This is a genomic window from Chryseobacterium sp. JUb7 (assembly GCF_024806495.1).
GTDB lineage: Bacteria > Bacteroidota > Bacteroidia > Flavobacteriales > Weeksellaceae > Chryseobacterium.
Map to the genome: position 1 here is coordinate 31,840 of NZ_JANUFF010000007.1, position 15,852 is coordinate 47,691.

The following is a 15,852-nucleotide window of genomic DNA, read 5'->3' on the forward strand; positions in this document are numbered from 1 at the left end:
GCGGTTTTTTTATTATATTTATGTTAGAGTTAATTGATGGTATTGAGTTGATAGCTGACAGACAATCTCTAAAATTGAAGCTTAGTTCTAATATTAAATCATTAAATCATTAAATCATTAAATCATTAAATCATTAAATCATTAAATCATTAAATCAAATAATAAATATTACTATATGGACACCAATTTCTCAGATGATTTCGAAGTTAAAGGAAAATTTTCAATCAAAAAATATTCTACAAAATATGAAGGAAAGCTTACTAAAGATGAAGGAGCACAATTACTGATTCAGGAAAAAGAAAAACTTCGTGAATTACAGGAAAAATTATATGCGGACGGAAGTAAGTCTCTTCTGGTCATACTTCAGGCTATGGATGCTGCCGGAAAAGACAGCTTAATAGAACATGTTTTTGGCGGAGTAAACCCTCAGGGATGTAACGTGACCAGCTTTAAAACGCCAAGTTCGAAAGAGTATTCCCACGATTTTTTATGGAGACATTATCTGGCCCTTCCTCAGAAAGGAATGATCGGGATATTTAACCGTTCTCACTACGAAAGTGTTTTGGTATGTAAAGTTCATCCTGAATACAATCTAAGTGAAAAAACATGGAAATCTGTAAAAGATTTTGATGACAAATTCTGGAAAAACCGATACGAAAGCATTCGAAATTTTGAAAAACATCTTTCTGAAAATGGAACGACCATCATTAAAATATTTTTAAACGTATCAAAAGAAGAACAAAAGAAAAGACTGCTGGACAGAATCAATGAGCAGGATAAAAACTGGAAATTCTCTACCGCCGATCTTCCGGAAAGAGCTTTATTTGATCAATATATGGATTGTTATCAGACTGCAATAAATGAAACATCTGAAGATTATGCGCCTTGGTATGTTCTTCCCGCAGACAACAAATGGTTTGCAAGAGTTGCAGCTGTTCAGATTATTATTGATGCCTTGGAAAAAATGAATCTTAAATATCCTCAGGTATCAGAAAAAGAAATTCTGGCACTTCAGGAGGCTAAAAAAACTCTTGAAGGTGAATAATTAAAAAAAATAACCAGCTATAAATCATACATAACAAAGCGATTAACCTGAATAAAAACACACTAAAAAGTGAAAAATTTTAACTATGTAATAAATAATTCATTATATTTATCAAAAATTTATTTTATTCAATCAATCACTAAATTATAACTATGAAAAAACAGCTATTGTTAGCAGCCTTCGTTATCTTAGGCTTATCTTCTTGTAATAATGAATCAGCAGCAGTAAATACTGTAGAAAGTATGAAAACTCCTGAAATGGACAATTTCAACAAAGCTTTTAAAAGTCTGGGAGATCCTCAAAACAGACCTACAGAAGAGGAAAAGAAAAGAAATACCTCAGAATTAAGTGACCGAAGAAAAGCATTACTGGTACCGGCTTCCAAAGCATTAATTCTTTCAACCGGAGTTACCGAAGCAGAACTGGCAAGAAAGACTAATAACGATATGAGTGCAACCATAGTCTGGGCCACACAAATCTATTCTAAAAAAACAGCAGAGATCCGTAACAAAATAAAATCCGAAAACTAAAACGATGAAAAAGTTTTTAACAATAATCGGAATTTGTTCGGCTGCTGTTGCCTACTCTCAAGCAGGAACATTTATTCTCAACAATTATTCTCCCTATAATTTTAACGGTGCTATTATTGCAGCTAATCCAAGCCCGACAGGAGGAACATGCTATCCACTAGTAAGCAGCAGCAATCCCAACCCTCTTGTCATTCCGGCAGACTCTCATATGGGTAACGGATTAGAATTAAAAATGGATAATTATAAAGATCAGTATCCCAACTCACTTTATCCGATCATGACTTGGGATGTAAGCACCAGTGCTACCAACCAGGGTATTCCAAGAGCATGGAACCATCCTGCTGTAATGCCTGGCGGAACTGTTTCAAATAATACAAAATGGGCCGGTTCCAAATTTTATATGACCGACCCGGCGACCGGAACTTCTATTCCATTATTCAATGCGAATATCGCGGTAGCAGGTACTTGTAATTCTGCTGCAGTTCCGGATTATTATGTATGTCCTTCCGGAAGTGCCGAAATGTTTACCATAAGCTCAGGACCGAATACCATTACTTATTTTAATATATTCTAATATGAAAAAAATAACATTACTTGCCCTTACGCTCTTAGGATGCTATTCGTTTTCTCAGAGTACCCGTTTAGTGATCAACAACTATAGTGTTTATAATTTAGAAGGCAGACTGATTGCCGGAAGTCCTACAACCAGTAACGCAGGTTTGATAGCTGCACCCAATGCACCTTACGGCTCTTATACCGTTCCGGCATTGATGACAGATATACAGTATAACTCCTTTGATACTTCAGGTATATCTTTACTTCCTATTGACAATTGGTATCTGGCATCCGGTTCCTATCCCTATAATCACCCTAATGTAACGGCATTAGTTCCTGTTGCAGAATGGGCGACTTTCTATTTTCAGACCAAAGATAGCGCGGGAAATAATTTTGACGATTTCCGAATTGGCAATCCTGCTATATCAGGAGCTATAGGCTTTACAAGTTTCAGTAGCCAGACAGGCACCTACTCAGATGCCGAATGGTTTGACATCGGAGGCTACACGTATTTACAGGTATACTAAGTTTATAAATACCAACTTATTGTAACTATTTTAAGCAGATTTTCACTTTTCTGCCTTGATATAGCTATGCAAAAAATAAATGATAACAAACATCTAAATTTTATCCATGAAAAAACATTTTTTACTGGCAGTATTTGCCGTTTTAAGTCTTACCGCTGTTTCTTGTAATAATGAATCTGCAGCAGTGAACACCGTTGAAAGCATGAAAACTCCTGAAATGGACAATTTCAATAAAGCTTTCAAAAGTCTGGGAGATCCTCAGAACAGACCGACAGAAGAGGAAAAGAAAAGAAATACTTCTGAACTGAGTGACCGAAGAAAAGCATTACTGGTACCGGCTTCAAAAGCATTAATTCTTTCTACAGGCGTTACAGAAGCCGAACTGACAAGAAAAACAAATGGTGATATGAGTGCTATTATTGTTTGGGCCACCCAGATCTATTCTCAAAAAAATGCCGAAATCCGTAACAAAATAAAATCTGAAAACTAAGATCATGAAAAAACTTTTATCAACAATAGGATTGTGTGCTGCTGCATTTGCCTACGCACAAGGAGGAACGCTTATTCTTAACAATTACTCATCTTATGACTTTAACGGATATATTTATGCTGCCAACCCAACACCCACGGGAGGTACTTGCTATCCAATTGTAGGTAATGGCACACCAGACCCTATCGTAGTTCCGGCAAATTCCAATACTATCACTGGAACACAATTGGAAATCAGAAACTACAGAGATCAGTATACAACCTCATTATACCCTGTTACAACATGGTTAGTCAGCACAAGTCCAACTATTCAAACTATCCCTAGAGCATGGAATCACGCTGCGGTAATGCCAGGTGGTACCATTTCTAATAATACTAAATGGGCAGGATCCAAATTTTTCATGACAGATCCAGCAAACGGAGGAGCCTCTGTTCCTTTATTTAATGCAAACATTGCAGTAGCCGGAAGTTGTAATTCTTCCTTTATTCCGGATTCCTATTCTTGTCCTTCCGGATATGCTGAACTGTTTACGATAACTACAGGAACTACTGTAACCACTTATTTTGAAATTTATTAACCCTTTTTAAGTATTAATATGAGAAAAACGATTTCCGCCTTACTATTATTAGCAGGCGCTATATTCTATGCCCAGAGTTCTATTTTTGTAATGAATAATTATAATACTAATTATCATGCAGTAGGAAGATTTTTCACCGCAAGTAAGGCTCCGGGTAATGCTTTATCTATGTTCGCAGCACCCAATCCTACACCATATGGAGCTTACACAATGCCTTCAACGATCTATTATAAATATGGAAGCTTTGATACTACCGGAGGAATGGGTAGCGTAATGGATATCAATGAGTGGTATGTGAATGATCCGGCCAATCCGGCCAACTCAGGAACTTATGCTTACAATGATCCTTTCATCACCTCATATATGAAACCTAATAATGACTGGGCAGGATATATATTCTGGCTGAAGGACATCTCAACCGGAATAGATTATGATTATTTTGAAGTAGGAGATCCTGCTATTGCTGCCAATGCAGGCTTTGTGGTAAATTCAAATCAAATCGGGGCGACTACAGGAGTAGAAGCAGAATGGTTTACCATTTCTACAGGATCGGAGATGGTTACTTATTTCTCGATTTATCCATAATATCATTTACATCTATCAATACACATTAATAATACTCATGAAAAAATATTTTCTACTGGCAGCTTTTGCCACTTTAAGCCTTACAGCAATTTCCTGTAACAATGAATCTGCAGCAGTGAACACCGTTGAAAGTATGAAAACTCCGGAAATGGACAATTTCAATAAAGCTTTCAAAAGTCTGGGAGATCCTCAGAACAGACCGACAGAAGAGGAAAAGAAAAGAAATACTTCTGAACTGAGCGACCGAAGAAAAGCTTTACTGGTACCAGCTTCAAAAGCACTGATTCTTTCTACAGGCATTACAGAAACAGAACTGACAAGAAAAACAAACGGTGACATGAGTGCCATCATCGTTTGGGCAACACAGATCTATTCACAAAAAAATGCTGAAATCCGCAATAAAGTAAAAGCTGAAAACTAAAATACCATGAAAAAGATTGTAACATCATTAGGTTTATTCATTGCATGTTTAGCCTACTCTCAGGGAGGTGTTCTTATAGTAAACAACTACTCTACTGCTTATGATTTTCACGGAAACATTCAGGCCGCCAATACTTCGGGGGGCTGCTATCCAATGGTAAATTCTTACAATCCGGATATGGTAGTTGTTCCGGCTGATTCGCACGAGGGAAACGGACAAAATTTAGAATATAAAAACTACAGAGATCAGTTTGGAGGTTCATTGTATCCTATGACACAATGGTACGTTTATCTTTCTGCCAGCAATCAGATGCCAAGAGCCTGGAATCATTTAAGTCTTACTCCGGGAGGAACAATCTCTTTGAATACCAAATGGGTAGGTTCTAAATTCCAGATGTATCATAAAGGAACAAATACTCCCGAAATTTTCTTTAACGGAAACCTTGGAGAAGACATCGCTCCTTGTATAACCAATCAGGCTTACATTACAACGCCTTATGGGGATGCAGAATGGTTCACGTTAACATCAGGTGGAGAAAACTATTCTTATATCCAAATCTATTAACATGAAAAAAATATTATGCTCATTATCGTTGCTATGCGGAGTATTTGCATTTTCGCAGAGCACTACATTGATAATCAATAACTACAGCCATCGTAATCTGTCAGGAAGGCTCATGGCAGCCAATTTATCTACCTCTTCCGGAACTCCTATTATTTATGCAGCACCTAATGCTCCTTATGGCAGCTATACCGTTCCTGCACTTTTAACGGATGTTGAATATCCTACGCTAAGTACTTCCGGATACTCCATTCTACCCATAGATTCATGGTTTGTTACCGATCCTGTTTATGGAGGAAATCATGCCTTTAACACACCGACTATTGACACCCTTACCTCGATGGTGGAATGGGGACGATTTCATTTTGTAGCTCAAGACAGTGCAGGCAATGGCGTCGACAGCTTCGTCATGGGAGAACCCGCTGCAGGTGGGGTGTATTATGCTCTTGGTGTAGAAACCGAAGCAGAATGGTTCACGATAGGCGGAAGTACCTATCTGCAAGTCTATGATTACCCATAAATACTATAAACATCTAAAATAATATCATGAAAAAATATTTTCTACTGGCTGCTTTTGCCACTTTAGGCCTCACAGCAATTTCCTGTAACAATGAATCTGCAGCAGTAAACACCGTTGAAAGTATGAAAACTCCGGAAATGGACAATTTCAATAAAGCTTTCAAAAGTCTGGGAGATCCTCAGAACAGACCTACAGAAGAAGAGAAAAAAAGAAATACTTCTGAGTTGAGCGACCGAAGAAAAGCTTTACTGGTGCCAGCTTCAAAAGCATTGATCCTTTCTACAGGCGTTACAGAAGCAGAACTGACAAGAAAAACAAACGGTGACATGAGTGCCATCATCGTTTGGGCAACACAGATCTATTCACAAAAAAATGCTGAAATCCGCAATAAAGTAAAAGCTGAAAATTAATAACATGAAAAAAATAATATATTCATTATCTATGTTATGCGGTGTTTTTGCTTTTTCGCAAAGTAAAGTACTGACCATCAATAATTATAGCCAGTTTAAACTTGAAGGCAGGCTGATGGCGGCTAACTCAGCTCCCACTATTACCAATCCTGTAGTGTATGCCGCACCCAATGCCCCTTACGGAGTTTATACCGTTCCGCCGTTTTTAACTGATATCGAGTATAAAACTCTAAGTACCTCAGGATATTCTATTTTACCCATCGATACATGGTATGTTACTGATCCTACTTACGGAGGAAGCTATGCCTTCAATAATCCGGTTATGGATACGGTAAGCTCTATGGTAGAATGGGGAAGATTTGACTTCGTAGCCAAAGATAATGCAGGCAATCCCGTAGATGGTTTTGCAATGGGAGAACCTTTTACAGGTGCAGTGTATTATACTCTCGGAACCCATTCTGAAGCCGACTGGTTTACCATAGGGGACTATACTTATCTGCAAGTCTACGATTATCCGTAAATACTCCTAAACATCAAAAAAACTGAGCCATTGCCCAGTTAAACATTTTATTTAAAATAATATCATGAAAAAATATTTTCTACTGGCTGCTTTTGCCACTTTAAGTCTTACCGCAGTTTCCTGTAACAATGAATCTGCAGCAGTGAACACCGTTGAAAGCATGAAAACTCCGGAAATGGACAATTTCAATAAAGCTTTCAAAAGTCTGGGAGATCCTCAGAACAGACCGACAGAAGAGGAAAAGAAAAGAAACACTTCTGAGTTGAGCGACCGAAGAAAAGCCTTATTAGTACCTGCTTCAAAAGCACTGATTCTTTCTACAGGCGTTACAGAAGCCGAACTGACAAGAAAAACAAACGGGGATATGAGTGCTATTATTGTTTGGGCAACACAGATTTATTCACAAAAAAATACTGAAATCCGCAATAAAGTAAAAGCGGAAAACTAAAACAAGCATCTACATCATATCAACAGAAAAGCGGAGAACATTCTCCGCTTTTTTATTTCTACCGATTCCGGATTTAAACACCGGATTATACCTTAATACCAATAAACACGAGAAAATCTATAAGCCGGATTTTGTATCCTGTTGCGAGCAACGAGATGCCTGTTATTTATCTACTCCCGTTATTGCTAACGGGATTGAGCTGATTACCCCTCGGCTTTCAGGGCGAGCAACCCCTATTTCCATTACTGAAAAGAACCGATATACTTATCATTGCACCACAAAGAGTTTACCTGGTTTCACTACAGCCGAACTGTACTTGCTTTCTGTTGCACTTGTCCTACCCTCACGGGTGACGGATGTTATCCGCTTTGATGCTCTATGGTGTCCGGACTTTCCTACCCTTACCGAAATAAGAATCAACAAGCCGATTTTCTCGTGGCTGCAAAGATACAAATTAGTTATGAGTTGAAAGTTATAAGTTATGAATGTTCAAAAGACTTCTATAACAATAATTTTCAAAAAAAATTATAACTCATAACTCTTCAATAATTACCACATAATCATTATCTTCGTCAACTAAATTACACATCTACATTGGCTTCAAAAGAAAAAGAATTTGCGCAGCTTATTAAGGATAATCAGGGATTGATTATCAAGGTTTCGCGTCTTTATACCAATTCTCTTGAAGATGAGGAAGATCTTTTCCAGGAGATTGTTTTACAGCTTTGGAGAAGTTATGATTCTTTCAAAGGAAATTCCAAAATTTCTACGTGGATGTACCGTGTTGCCTTAAATACAGCCATTACGCTTTTCAGAAAAAAAAGCAAAAGCCTTCCTACCAACGAGCTGGATATCAACCACAGAGATTTCGTAGAAGATGATGATGACAAACAGCAGCAGATATCGCTTCTGTATACCGTGATCAAAACCCTTCCGAACGTAGAAAGAGCAATTGTAATGATGTATCTTGATGACTTGCCTTACAAGGATATTGCAGAAAACCTCGGGATCACCGAAGTTAATGCGCGTGTGAAAATGAACAGATTAAAGAAAACCCTTAAAGAACAAATGGAAAAATATGCCTGAATTTGACTTAGACAGCTTTAAGAAAACATGGCAGGAACAACCTGTTCAGCAAAAATACGACAACGAAGAGATCCTTAAAATGTTGAATAAAAAGTCGCGTAACTATGTGAAGTATATCTTCTGGATCAGCGTTGCGGAATTTTTGTTCTTTTCTGTTTTAGGATTATTTTATTTTTTCCAGGGTGAGGAATCCAATAGCTTTGTAAAAGTTTTAGAAAGACTGGGAGCCCAGAAAACACCGGAAGTGGAAAATAATTTCGACAATACTTATTTGGCCATAAAGATTTTAAGCTTACTCATTACAGCATATTTTGTCTATAAATTCTATCAAAACTATCGCAAAATAAAGATTGAGGAAAACCTGAAGGGTCTTATTACAAGAATCATCAAGTTCAAAAAAACGGTGAATGCATTTATCTTAATCAGTATTGTTTTACTGGTCGCTTTCACCTCTGTTTTTACGGCCTTTATATTTTATGCTTTAAATACTCAGAATATTGAACCTACCAATTCTGACCTCACCATTGTGATTGTAGGAATTGTAGTAAGTATGGTACTTACCATTGTTTTGGTATGGCTTTACTATCGTTTGGTTTACGGAATTATCATCAGAAAGCTTGATAAAAATCTAAAGCAGCTAAAAGACATCGATTCTAAGGAAAAATAACCCCAAATAGATAATGAGTTTAGGATATATTTGTTAATTTTATTTAACCAAATCTTTTTACTATGCCTTTATCTTATGTATATGGTGCATCCGAGGTCCCTTTAATGGGGCAGACTATCGGAGGCAGCTTAAAAAATACAGTTGAAAAATTCCCCAATCACGAAGCGTTAATATGTGTCCATCAAAACTACAGAGCGACCTATCAGGAGTTTTATAACCAAACCACTGCTGTTGCAAAAGCCCTGATCTTTTTAGGCGTAAAAACCGGAGACCGTATCGGAATATGGTCTACTAACCGCTATGAATGGGTTCTTTTACAATATGCCACTGCACGGATAGGAGCTATACTCGTAAATATCAATCCTGCTTACCGAACCAGTGAGCTCATCTTTGTGATCAATCAGTCAGAGATGTCACATATTTTTTCTTCTCTTATCTTCAAATCCAGTGATTATAAAAAAATGATTGCGGACGCCCGGGAATTCTGTACGACCCTGAGATCAGAAATATTTTTTGATGATAATTGGGAGGAATTCCTGAATAACGGACAGGAAATCTCCGATGATACACTGCACAGCTTTGAAGAGCATGTACAGTTTGACGATCCCGTAAACATTCAGTATACTTCAGGGACAACAGGCTTTCCTAAAGGAGTTACACTTTCTCACCATAATATTCTGAATAATGGTTATTTTATCGGCGTGCGGCTGAAATATTCTGAGAAAGACAGAGTCTGTATTCCTGTTCCGTTTTATCACTGTTTCGGTATGGTTATCGGAAATATGTGCTGTACTGTACACGGTGCCTGTATGGTAATTCCGAATGACAGTTTCGATCCTGAAATTACCTTAAAAGTAGTTTCTGAAGAAAAGTGTACTTCATTATATGGTGTTCCCACCATGTTTATTGCTGAACTTGCAGTAAAAGATTTCGAATCTTTTGATTTTTCCAGCTTACGAACGGGAGTAATGGCCGGATCGGTTTGTCCGCCGGAGATCATGAAAAAAGTAGAAAACCTCATGAATATTAAAGAGATGAGCATCTGCTACGGAATGACCGAAACATCCCCTGTTTCTACCCAGACTTTAATAGGAACACCTTTTGAAAAACAGGTGAATACGGTGGGCACTGTTCAGGATCACCTTGAAATAAAAATCGTTGATGAAAACGGACGGATTGTCGAACGCGGCGAGCACGGTGAATTGTGCACCAGAGGATATTCTGTTATGCTGAAATATTGGAATGATCCTGAAAATACGAGAAAAGTGCTTGATGATGCCCGATGGATGCATACCGGAGACATGGCAGTGATGGATGAAGAAGGATATATTACCATTTCGGGAAGAATAAAAGACCTGATCATTCGTGGTGGTGAAAATATTTCACCTAAAGAGATTGAAGACTTCCTGTACACTTATCCTAATATTCTTGATGTTCAGATCATCGGTGTTCCGAGTGAGAAATTCGGGGAGGAAGTAATGGCATGGGTGAAGGTCAGAAAAGGATTTAACGTCACCGAAGAAGAACTTTTAAGCTATTGCAAGGATAGAATTGCTCATTATAAAGTTCCGAAATACTGGAAGTTCGTCGATGAGTTTCCAATGACGATCTCAGGAAAAATACGAAAAGTGGAAATGCGTGAAGTATCTGTGAAAGAACTGGGTCTTGAAAAAGTGAAGATTTAACATTAGAAAATATAAAAAAAGCAGTTCAAATTGAACTGCTTTTCTGTTTTATCACAAAATTTATTTTTTAATGATCTTTTTAACCACTACCTGATTTTTAAGATAAACCTTTAATAGATATAGTCCGTTAGGAAGGTGTTTAAGATTTACAGTACGGGTATCTTTCTCTTTTGTAATAAGATTTCCGGCAATTGAATATAGTTCTACTGCTTCTACTTTCTGATTGGTTTTAATATTCACCTGATCTGAGGTGGGATTCGGATAAATTCCGATAACTTCTTCTGTTTTATTATTTTCAACTGTCGACAGATTATTGTTTTGGATGTTGACATTATAGTCTTCCACCTCACCTATCGAGTTGTAGCCACAAGCTCCTGAGCCTACCCAGCCATTCACGGCTTTCAGACGCATACGAACTGTTCCTGTAACTGCTGTGGTAGGAACTGTAAAGCTAAATGCCGCTGCATTGGGTTCTTCACTGGAAGACTGATAGATCATTTCATCATCTGTAAAAACATTATCGCCATTCCAGTCGATCCAGGCGGAAAGATAAGCTGTATTGGTAGAAAAGTCAAGGTTCATATTGACGGTGCTTCCTTTTATAACCCCTAAAGAAAGGCTTGTAAAATTGGCATATCCTGTCAATGAATTGTTATTGGAACATCCCGACGAAATATTATTTAAATTGGAAGCAGCTCCCGTTGTGGAAACATTGTCAATATATAAGTAAGAACATCCATTCACAAAATAAGACTCACAATATCCTCCGGACTGGCCTGAAATAGTAATATCCAGCTCTCCCTGAACTGCAGGATCTGAGTCTAAAGTTGCTACAGCCTTCACTGTACCGTTGGAAAGCGCTGTTACTTTTGCATACTGATCAATTGTTGCATTTCCTGTTCCTGCTACGATCTTCCATGTTATATCGCCGGTGTAGCTTCCGTTGAGCTCAGCCATTAAACTTAATGTTCCGTTGTTCGTTGTGATCGTTGCAGGTCCTCCGTTATATGTTTTTACGGCTAAATTATTCGTCACTGCCTGTGAAGAAGCTGCTACAGAAAGTATTGACAATCTGATTTCATTAGCATATGCTGCAGAAGAATCCCCATTAAATGTAAAGGTTACTCCTGTAATTGTTTTAGACTGATTCGCGGGATCAATCGTAATTGCATCTTCGTATAATCTTGGATTTTCGCTGTCACCTTCAAGATTATTATTGCTGATATTGACTCTTCCGATTCCCTTGATGGCAAAGCCTGCATTTCCATACCAGTCTTTTGCCTGAACGGTGCTGATCTGATTTGTCCCATCGCTGAAATTGATCTGTGCTGTATAAGGTATATTATTTGATCCACCTCCGGCAGCAGAAGAAAGAATATATAAAGTTGCTACATTAGTTGTCTGAAACGAAAGCGTACCCGTATTTTGAGTATTTGCAGACCCTGTAACATAAGCAGGTGTAAGATATAATGCATTATTTGAAGAATAATTTCCTAATTGATAGACAACACCCGAATTCATAATACTGGTGATCTGTCCATTTGCAGGAAGTCCATAATTCGGAGCCGAAGAGGAACTGGTCGCTTTAAAATCCAATGAAACCAAAGCTCTTGTATTCACTTCATCCAGCCCTATCGTTGTGGATTGTGAGGCATTTCCTGTTCCGTTTGCAATAATATCCTGGTTGAAACCAGTTATATTTCCAATATTCTGTGCTGATAAAAGTGAACCTGAGGATAATAATATAATTCCGAAAGCACTTTTAGTGACATTAAAAAAATCAACTTTTCTCATAAAACTGTCATTGTTTATTAAATGAAAAGCAAAAGTAAATTCAATTTAGAATAAATAAAAATAATTAACCCATGAATGTAACCGATTACACTATGATTTAAATCATCATCATTTTTTAATTTAAAGTTTTCGTATTAAATAAAAAATGCCCAGTAAAAACTGAGCATTTGATTTATTTTGTAGAATATTTTACAATTCCTTTCGTAACCTGGCAACCGGAATGTTAAGCTGCTCACGGTATTTTGCAATTGTTCTTCTTGCAATATTATATCCCTGTTCTTTTAAGATCACTACCAAAGCATCATCCGTAAGAGGTTTTCTCTTATTTTCTTTGCTGATGACTTCCTGAAGATGTGTCTTAATTTCTTTTGTAGAAACCTCTTCCCCATCGTCATTGGTAAGACTGTCAGAAAACAGATCTTTAAGATATACAATTCCGTTCGGAGTATCGGCATATTTACTTTTTACCACTCTTGAAATCGTAGAAATATCAAATCCTGTAATATCTGCAATATCTTTTAAAATCATTGGTCTTAATGACTTTTCATCACCGGTGATGAAATAATCTTTCTGAAATTTTACAATCGCAGTAATGGTTTGTAACAAAGTATTCTGGCGCTGATTAATAGCATCTATATACCATTTTGCAGCATCCAGTTTCTGCTTGATAAATAAAGCGGCCTGTTTATGCTCAGAAGAATTTTTATCATGAGAATAAGTCGTCAGAATATCTTTGTATTCCTCAGAAACCCTCAAAGTAGGTGCATTTTTGCTGTTCAGCATCGGGATAACCAATCCGTCTTTCACCTGAATCACAAAATCCGGAATAATCTCCTGATTGATGGTAATCGTCTGGGTATCAAAGTTCCCCCCTACTTTTGGAGACAACTTTGAAATTTCATCTAACGCATCTTTAAGATCATCTTCTTCAATATCATATTTCTGAATGATCTTATTATAATGCTTATTGGTTAAAGCATCAAACTGATGTCTCAGAATATTTGCCGCCAAAGAAACTGCTTTATCAGAGCTCACTTTCTTTTCAATCTGTAAAAGAAGGCATTCCTGCAGTCCTCTCGCTCCTACTCCCGGCGGATCAAGCTTCTGAACATAGTTTTCAAGAATATCCTCTACTTTTTCTTTTGTTGTATACAATCCTTGTGAAAATGCAAGATCATCAACAAGAGATTTGATTTCTCTTCTTAAATATCCGTCCGTATCAAGATTCCCAATAATATATTCTGCAATCTTAAGATCATGTTCATTGATACTGGATAAATGAATTTGTTCGGTAAGATAATCATACAGAGACTGCCCTTCGGTTAAAAGACTTTCATTATCGAATTCTTCGTCGTCCGGAGAATAGTTGCTGGATGCAGTTTTATAGGTTGGTTCGTCGTCGTAGAGATATTCGTTAACATCAAAATCAGTTTCAATGCTTTCTGTTCCTTCATTTTCATAAGAATCTTCCAAAGAAGAATACTCATCTTCCTTAGACTCCTCTTTTGCGATCTCCAAAGCAGGATTTTCTTCTAACTCTCTCTCGAGTTCCTCTTCAAATTCCAACGTGTGAAGCTGAATCAACTTCATCAGCTGGATTTGTTGAGGGGCCAACTTCTGTCCTAATTTGAGTTGTAAGTGTTGTTTAAGCATATTACTATTTGTGTTTTAACATAACATATTCCACGAATTTAATAAAATTTTCTGACAAAAAAATATATTTTAGCACGATTTTTGTATTATCCATACCACAATAAACTATTAGAAAATAAAAAAAGCCTTAAACATGATGTTTTAAGGCTTTTTTGTGCGTTTTATAGATGGTAATTTTCGGGTTTTTACGAAAACAACAATGCTTTGGAATTTATTTTTTTATAAATCAATAAAAAATCCTTCTCATAAATGGGAAGGATTTATATATTTAATAACTAAAGTTTTTTAAAACTCTGCATTTTTCGGTGTTCTTGGGAAAGGAATTACGTCTCTGATGTTCGTCATACCCGTTACGAAAAGAACTAATCTTTCCAATCCTAATCCAAATCCTGCATGTGGAACCGAACCGAATTTTCTGGTGTCTAAATACCACCAAAGCTCATGCTCATCAACATGCATATCTTCCATTTTCTGTTTTAAAACATCCAGTCTCGCCTCCCTTTCTGAACCACCGATGATTTCACCGATTCCAGGGAAAAGTACATCCATTGCTGCAACCGTTTTGTTATCGTCGTTAAGCTTCATGTAGAATGCTTTGATCTCCTTAGGATAATCAAATAATACCACCGGACTCTCGAAATGTTTCTCCACTAAGAATCTTTCGTGCTCAGACTGAAGGTCAGTTCCCCAGCTTTCAACCGGATATTGGAATTTTCCTTTTTTATTTTCTTTAGAGTTCATTAAGATCTCGATCGCTTCCGTATAGCTTACACGCTTGAAACGTTTAGCAATAACATTCTGAAGCTTTTCGATCAATCCTTCTTTTGCTCTGTCTTTTTCTGGTTTTCCTTTTTGTTCTTCCTCAAAACGCTTGTCTAAGAAGTCCAAATCATCTTTGCAGTTATCCAAAACATACTGAATCACATATTTTAAGAAATCTTCCGCAAGGTCGATGTTATCTTCAAGGTTGTTGAAAGCAACTTCCGGCTCGATCATCCAGAATTCCGCTAAGTGACGCGTTGTGTTTGAATTTTCAGCACGGAAAGTAGGTCCGAAAGTATAAATTCTTCCCAATCCCATTGCTGCGGTTTCTCCTTCAAGCTGTCCTGAAACCGTTAAGTTTGTTTTTTTACCAAAGAAATCCTGAGCAAAATCAATTTCCCCATCTTCTCCTCTCGGAATATTGTTCAGATCAAAATTGGTCACACCAAACATTTCACCCGCACCTTCTGCATCAGCTCCTGTAATAACTGGTGTGTTGATATAAAAGAACTGGTTTTGGTTGAAGAATGAATGCACTGCAAAACTCACCGCGTGACGTACTCTGAAAACAGCTCCGAATAAATTAGTTCTGAATCTCAGGTGTGCCTGATCTCTCAATGTTTCCAGTGAGTGCTTCTTAGGCTGAAGGATCGTTTTATCTCTGTCTTCTGTAAAGTTATCTCCTAAAATAATAATTTTTTTAGCGATAATTTCCACAGCCTGACCCGCTCCCTGGCTTTCCACCACTTCACCTACAACTTTTAAAGAAGCTGCAGTACTGATTTTACTGATAATCTCTTCGTCGAAATTCTCAAAATCAACAACTATTTGCAAATTATTAATCGTAGAACCATCATTAAGTGCTATAAAGCGATTGGCACGGAACGTTCTTACCCAACCGTAAACCGTGATGTCATGATGTAATACTTTCTTGTAATCCTGTAGGATTTCCTTAATTGTCTGCTTTTTCATTTGTTGATTAAAATTTTTGTATAAAAATTAATGTCCGCAAAGTT

General features: G+C 37.2%; 19 protein-coding genes and 1 other RNA gene. 16 read left to right on the forward strand and 4 right to left on the reverse strand.

The window, feature by feature from the left end:
* Nucleotides 1-175: 175 nt before the first annotated feature.
* The 13 genes from M2373_RS13840 (at nucleotide 176) to M2373_RS13900 (ending at nucleotide 7,189) form a co-directional block, all read left to right on the forward strand.
* Nucleotides 176-1,045 (forward strand): polyphosphate kinase 2 family protein, encoded by an 870-nt coding sequence (locus M2373_RS13840; RefSeq protein ID WP_259111638.1) that lies wholly within the window; start codon nucleotides 176-178, stop codon nucleotides 1,043-1,045.
* A 152-nt stretch (nucleotides 1,046-1,197) separates the two neighbouring features.
* A complete protein-coding gene (locus tag M2373_RS13845) occupies nucleotides 1,198-1,575 on the forward strand; it encodes a hypothetical protein (protein WP_259111639.1) in 378 nt (125 codons plus the stop codon).
* A 4-nt stretch (nucleotides 1,576-1,579) separates the two neighbouring features.
* A complete protein-coding gene (locus tag M2373_RS13850) occupies nucleotides 1,580-2,149 on the forward strand; it encodes a hypothetical protein (protein ID WP_259111640.1) in 570 nt (189 codons plus the stop codon).
* 1 nt (nucleotide 2,150) lies between these two features.
* The gene (locus M2373_RS13855) at nucleotides 2,151-2,657 is read left to right on the forward strand and encodes a hypothetical protein (RefSeq protein WP_259111641.1); all 507 of its coding nucleotides are present in this window, start codon (nucleotides 2,151-2,153) and stop codon (nucleotides 2,655-2,657) included.
* A gap of 106 nt (nucleotides 2,658-2,763) precedes the next feature.
* A complete protein-coding gene (locus M2373_RS13860; RefSeq protein WP_259111642.1) occupies nucleotides 2,764-3,147 on the forward strand; it encodes a hypothetical protein in 384 nt (127 codons plus the stop codon).
* 4 nt (nucleotides 3,148-3,151) lie between these two features.
* Nucleotides 3,152-3,724, forward strand: coding sequence for a hypothetical protein (locus M2373_RS13865; protein WP_259111643.1), 573 nt, complete (start codon nucleotides 3,152-3,154; stop codon nucleotides 3,722-3,724).
* Nucleotides 3,725-3,742: 18 nt separating this feature from the next.
* A complete protein-coding gene (locus M2373_RS13870; protein ID WP_259111644.1) occupies nucleotides 3,743-4,309 on the forward strand; it encodes a hypothetical protein in 567 nt (188 codons plus the stop codon).
* 37 nt (nucleotides 4,310-4,346) lie between these two features.
* On the forward strand, nucleotides 4,347-4,730 hold the full coding sequence (locus M2373_RS13875) for a hypothetical protein (protein ID WP_259111645.1): 384 nt from the start codon (nucleotides 4,347-4,349) through the stop codon (nucleotides 4,728-4,730).
* A gap of 6 nt (nucleotides 4,731-4,736) precedes the next feature.
* A complete protein-coding gene (locus tag M2373_RS13880) occupies nucleotides 4,737-5,294 on the forward strand; it encodes a hypothetical protein (protein WP_259111646.1) in 558 nt (185 codons plus the stop codon).
* Between the two features lies 1 nt (nucleotide 5,295).
* Nucleotides 5,296-5,811, forward strand: a complete 516-nt coding sequence (locus M2373_RS13885; protein WP_259111647.1) for a hypothetical protein — start codon at nucleotides 5,296-5,298, stop codon at nucleotides 5,809-5,811.
* A gap of 26 nt (nucleotides 5,812-5,837) precedes the next feature.
* Nucleotides 5,838-6,221, forward strand: coding sequence for a hypothetical protein (locus M2373_RS13890; protein WP_259111648.1), 384 nt, complete (start codon nucleotides 5,838-5,840; stop codon nucleotides 6,219-6,221).
* 4 nt (nucleotides 6,222-6,225) lie between these two features.
* Complete coding sequence (locus M2373_RS13895) at nucleotides 6,226-6,741, forward strand: hypothetical protein (RefSeq protein ID WP_259111649.1); 516 nt, start codon at nucleotides 6,226-6,228, stop codon at nucleotides 6,739-6,741.
* Between the two features lie 64 nt (nucleotides 6,742-6,805).
* Nucleotides 6,806-7,189 carry a hypothetical protein gene (locus tag M2373_RS13900; protein ID WP_259111650.1) on the forward strand — a complete coding sequence of 128 codons (384 nt, stop codon included), beginning with the start codon at nucleotides 6,806-6,808 and terminating at the stop codon, nucleotides 7,187-7,189.
* A 104-nt stretch (nucleotides 7,190-7,293) separates the two neighbouring features.
* Here the strand turns inward: M2373_RS13900 and rnpB are convergent.
* An RNA gene (rnpB, locus tag M2373_RS13905) (RNase P RNA component class A) lies at nucleotides 7,294-7,625 on the reverse strand.
* 158 nt (nucleotides 7,626-7,783) lie between these two features.
* On the opposite strand from rnpB, the gene M2373_RS13910 reads away from it, so the two are divergent.
* The 3 genes from M2373_RS13910 to M2373_RS13920 all read left to right on the forward strand — a co-directional run bounded on the left by M2373_RS13910 (nucleotide 7,784) and on the right by M2373_RS13920 (nucleotide 10,627).
* Entirely contained in the window at nucleotides 7,784-8,275 is a 492-nt protein-coding gene (locus M2373_RS13910; protein WP_259111651.1) for an RNA polymerase sigma factor, read from the forward strand.
* The gene (locus M2373_RS13915) at nucleotides 8,268-8,942 is read left to right on the forward strand and encodes a beta-carotene 15,15'-monooxygenase (RefSeq protein WP_259111652.1); all 675 of its coding nucleotides are present in this window, start codon (nucleotides 8,268-8,270) and stop codon (nucleotides 8,940-8,942) included. The genes M2373_RS13910 and M2373_RS13915 overlap by 8 nt, the downstream gene beginning before the upstream one ends.
* 62 nt (nucleotides 8,943-9,004) lie before the next feature.
* Nucleotides 9,005-10,627 carry an AMP-binding protein gene (locus tag M2373_RS13920; protein WP_259111653.1) on the forward strand — a complete coding sequence of 541 codons (1,623 nt, stop codon included), beginning with the start codon at nucleotides 9,005-9,007 and terminating at the stop codon, nucleotides 10,625-10,627.
* A gap of 60 nt (nucleotides 10,628-10,687) precedes the next feature.
* Here M2373_RS13920 and M2373_RS13925 read toward each other — a convergent pair whose 3' ends face one another.
* The 3 genes from M2373_RS13925 to asnS form a co-directional block, all read right to left on the reverse strand.
* Nucleotides 10,688-12,421: a T9SS type A sorting domain-containing protein gene (locus M2373_RS13925; protein WP_259111654.1), complete on the reverse strand. Its 1,734-nt coding sequence runs from the start codon at nucleotides 12,419-12,421 to the stop codon at nucleotides 10,688-10,690.
* Between the two features lie 189 nt (nucleotides 12,422-12,610).
* Entirely contained in the window at nucleotides 12,611-14,074 is a 1,464-nt protein-coding gene (gene rpoN / locus M2373_RS13930; protein ID WP_259111655.1) for an RNA polymerase factor sigma-54, read from the reverse strand.
* Nucleotides 14,075-14,359: 285 nt separating this feature from the next.
* Nucleotides 14,360-15,808, reverse strand: a complete 1,449-nt coding sequence (gene asnS / locus M2373_RS13935) for an asparagine--tRNA ligase (protein ID WP_259111656.1) — start codon at nucleotides 15,806-15,808, stop codon at nucleotides 14,360-14,362.
* Nucleotides 15,809-15,852 lie beyond the last annotated feature (44 nt).

Excerpts from the sequence above, each read along its gene's own strand:
- M2373_RS13895 (WP_259111649.1), top strand. The coding sequence starts at position 6,226 with ATGAAAAAAATAATATATTCATTATCTATGTTATGCGGTGTTTTTGCT.
- M2373_RS13920 (WP_259111653.1), top strand. The coding sequence starts at position 9,005 with ATGCCTTTATCTTATGTATATGGTGCATCCGAGGTCCCTTTAATGGGG.
- M2373_RS13870 (WP_259111644.1), top strand. The coding sequence starts at position 3,743 with ATGAGAAAAACGATTTCCGCCTTACTATTATTAGCAGGCGCTATATTC.
- M2373_RS13855 (WP_259111641.1), top strand. The coding sequence starts at position 2,151 with ATGAAAAAAATAACATTACTTGCCCTTACGCTCTTAGGATGCTATTCG.
- asnS (WP_259111656.1), bottom strand. The coding sequence starts at position 15,808 with ATGAAAAAGCAGACAATTAAGGAAATCCTACAGGATTACAAGAAAGTA.
- M2373_RS13900 (WP_259111650.1), top strand. The coding sequence starts at position 6,806 with ATGAAAAAATATTTTCTACTGGCTGCTTTTGCCACTTTAAGTCTTACC.
- M2373_RS13880 (WP_259111646.1), top strand. The coding sequence starts at position 4,737 with ATGAAAAAGATTGTAACATCATTAGGTTTATTCATTGCATGTTTAGCC.
- M2373_RS13890 (WP_259111648.1), top strand. The coding sequence starts at position 5,838 with ATGAAAAAATATTTTCTACTGGCTGCTTTTGCCACTTTAGGCCTCACA.
- M2373_RS13840 (WP_259111638.1), top strand. The coding sequence starts at position 176 with ATGGACACCAATTTCTCAGATGATTTCGAAGTTAAAGGAAAATTTTCA.
- M2373_RS13865 (WP_259111643.1), top strand. The coding sequence starts at position 3,152 with ATGAAAAAACTTTTATCAACAATAGGATTGTGTGCTGCTGCATTTGCC.
- M2373_RS13860 (WP_259111642.1), top strand. The coding sequence starts at position 2,764 with ATGAAAAAACATTTTTTACTGGCAGTATTTGCCGTTTTAAGTCTTACC.
- rpoN (WP_259111655.1), bottom strand. The coding sequence starts at position 14,074 with ATGCTTAAACAACACTTACAACTCAAATTAGGACAGAAGTTGGCCCCT.
- M2373_RS13915 (WP_259111652.1), top strand. The coding sequence starts at position 8,268 with ATGCCTGAATTTGACTTAGACAGCTTTAAGAAAACATGGCAGGAACAA.
- M2373_RS13845 (WP_259111639.1), top strand. The coding sequence starts at position 1,198 with ATGAAAAAACAGCTATTGTTAGCAGCCTTCGTTATCTTAGGCTTATCT.
- M2373_RS13875 (WP_259111645.1), top strand. The coding sequence starts at position 4,347 with ATGAAAAAATATTTTCTACTGGCAGCTTTTGCCACTTTAAGCCTTACA.
- M2373_RS13885 (WP_259111647.1), top strand. The coding sequence starts at position 5,296 with ATGAAAAAAATATTATGCTCATTATCGTTGCTATGCGGAGTATTTGCA.
- M2373_RS13925 (WP_259111654.1), bottom strand. The coding sequence starts at position 12,421 with ATGAGAAAAGTTGATTTTTTTAATGTCACTAAAAGTGCTTTCGGAATT.
- M2373_RS13850 (WP_259111640.1), top strand. The coding sequence starts at position 1,580 with ATGAAAAAGTTTTTAACAATAATCGGAATTTGTTCGGCTGCTGTTGCC.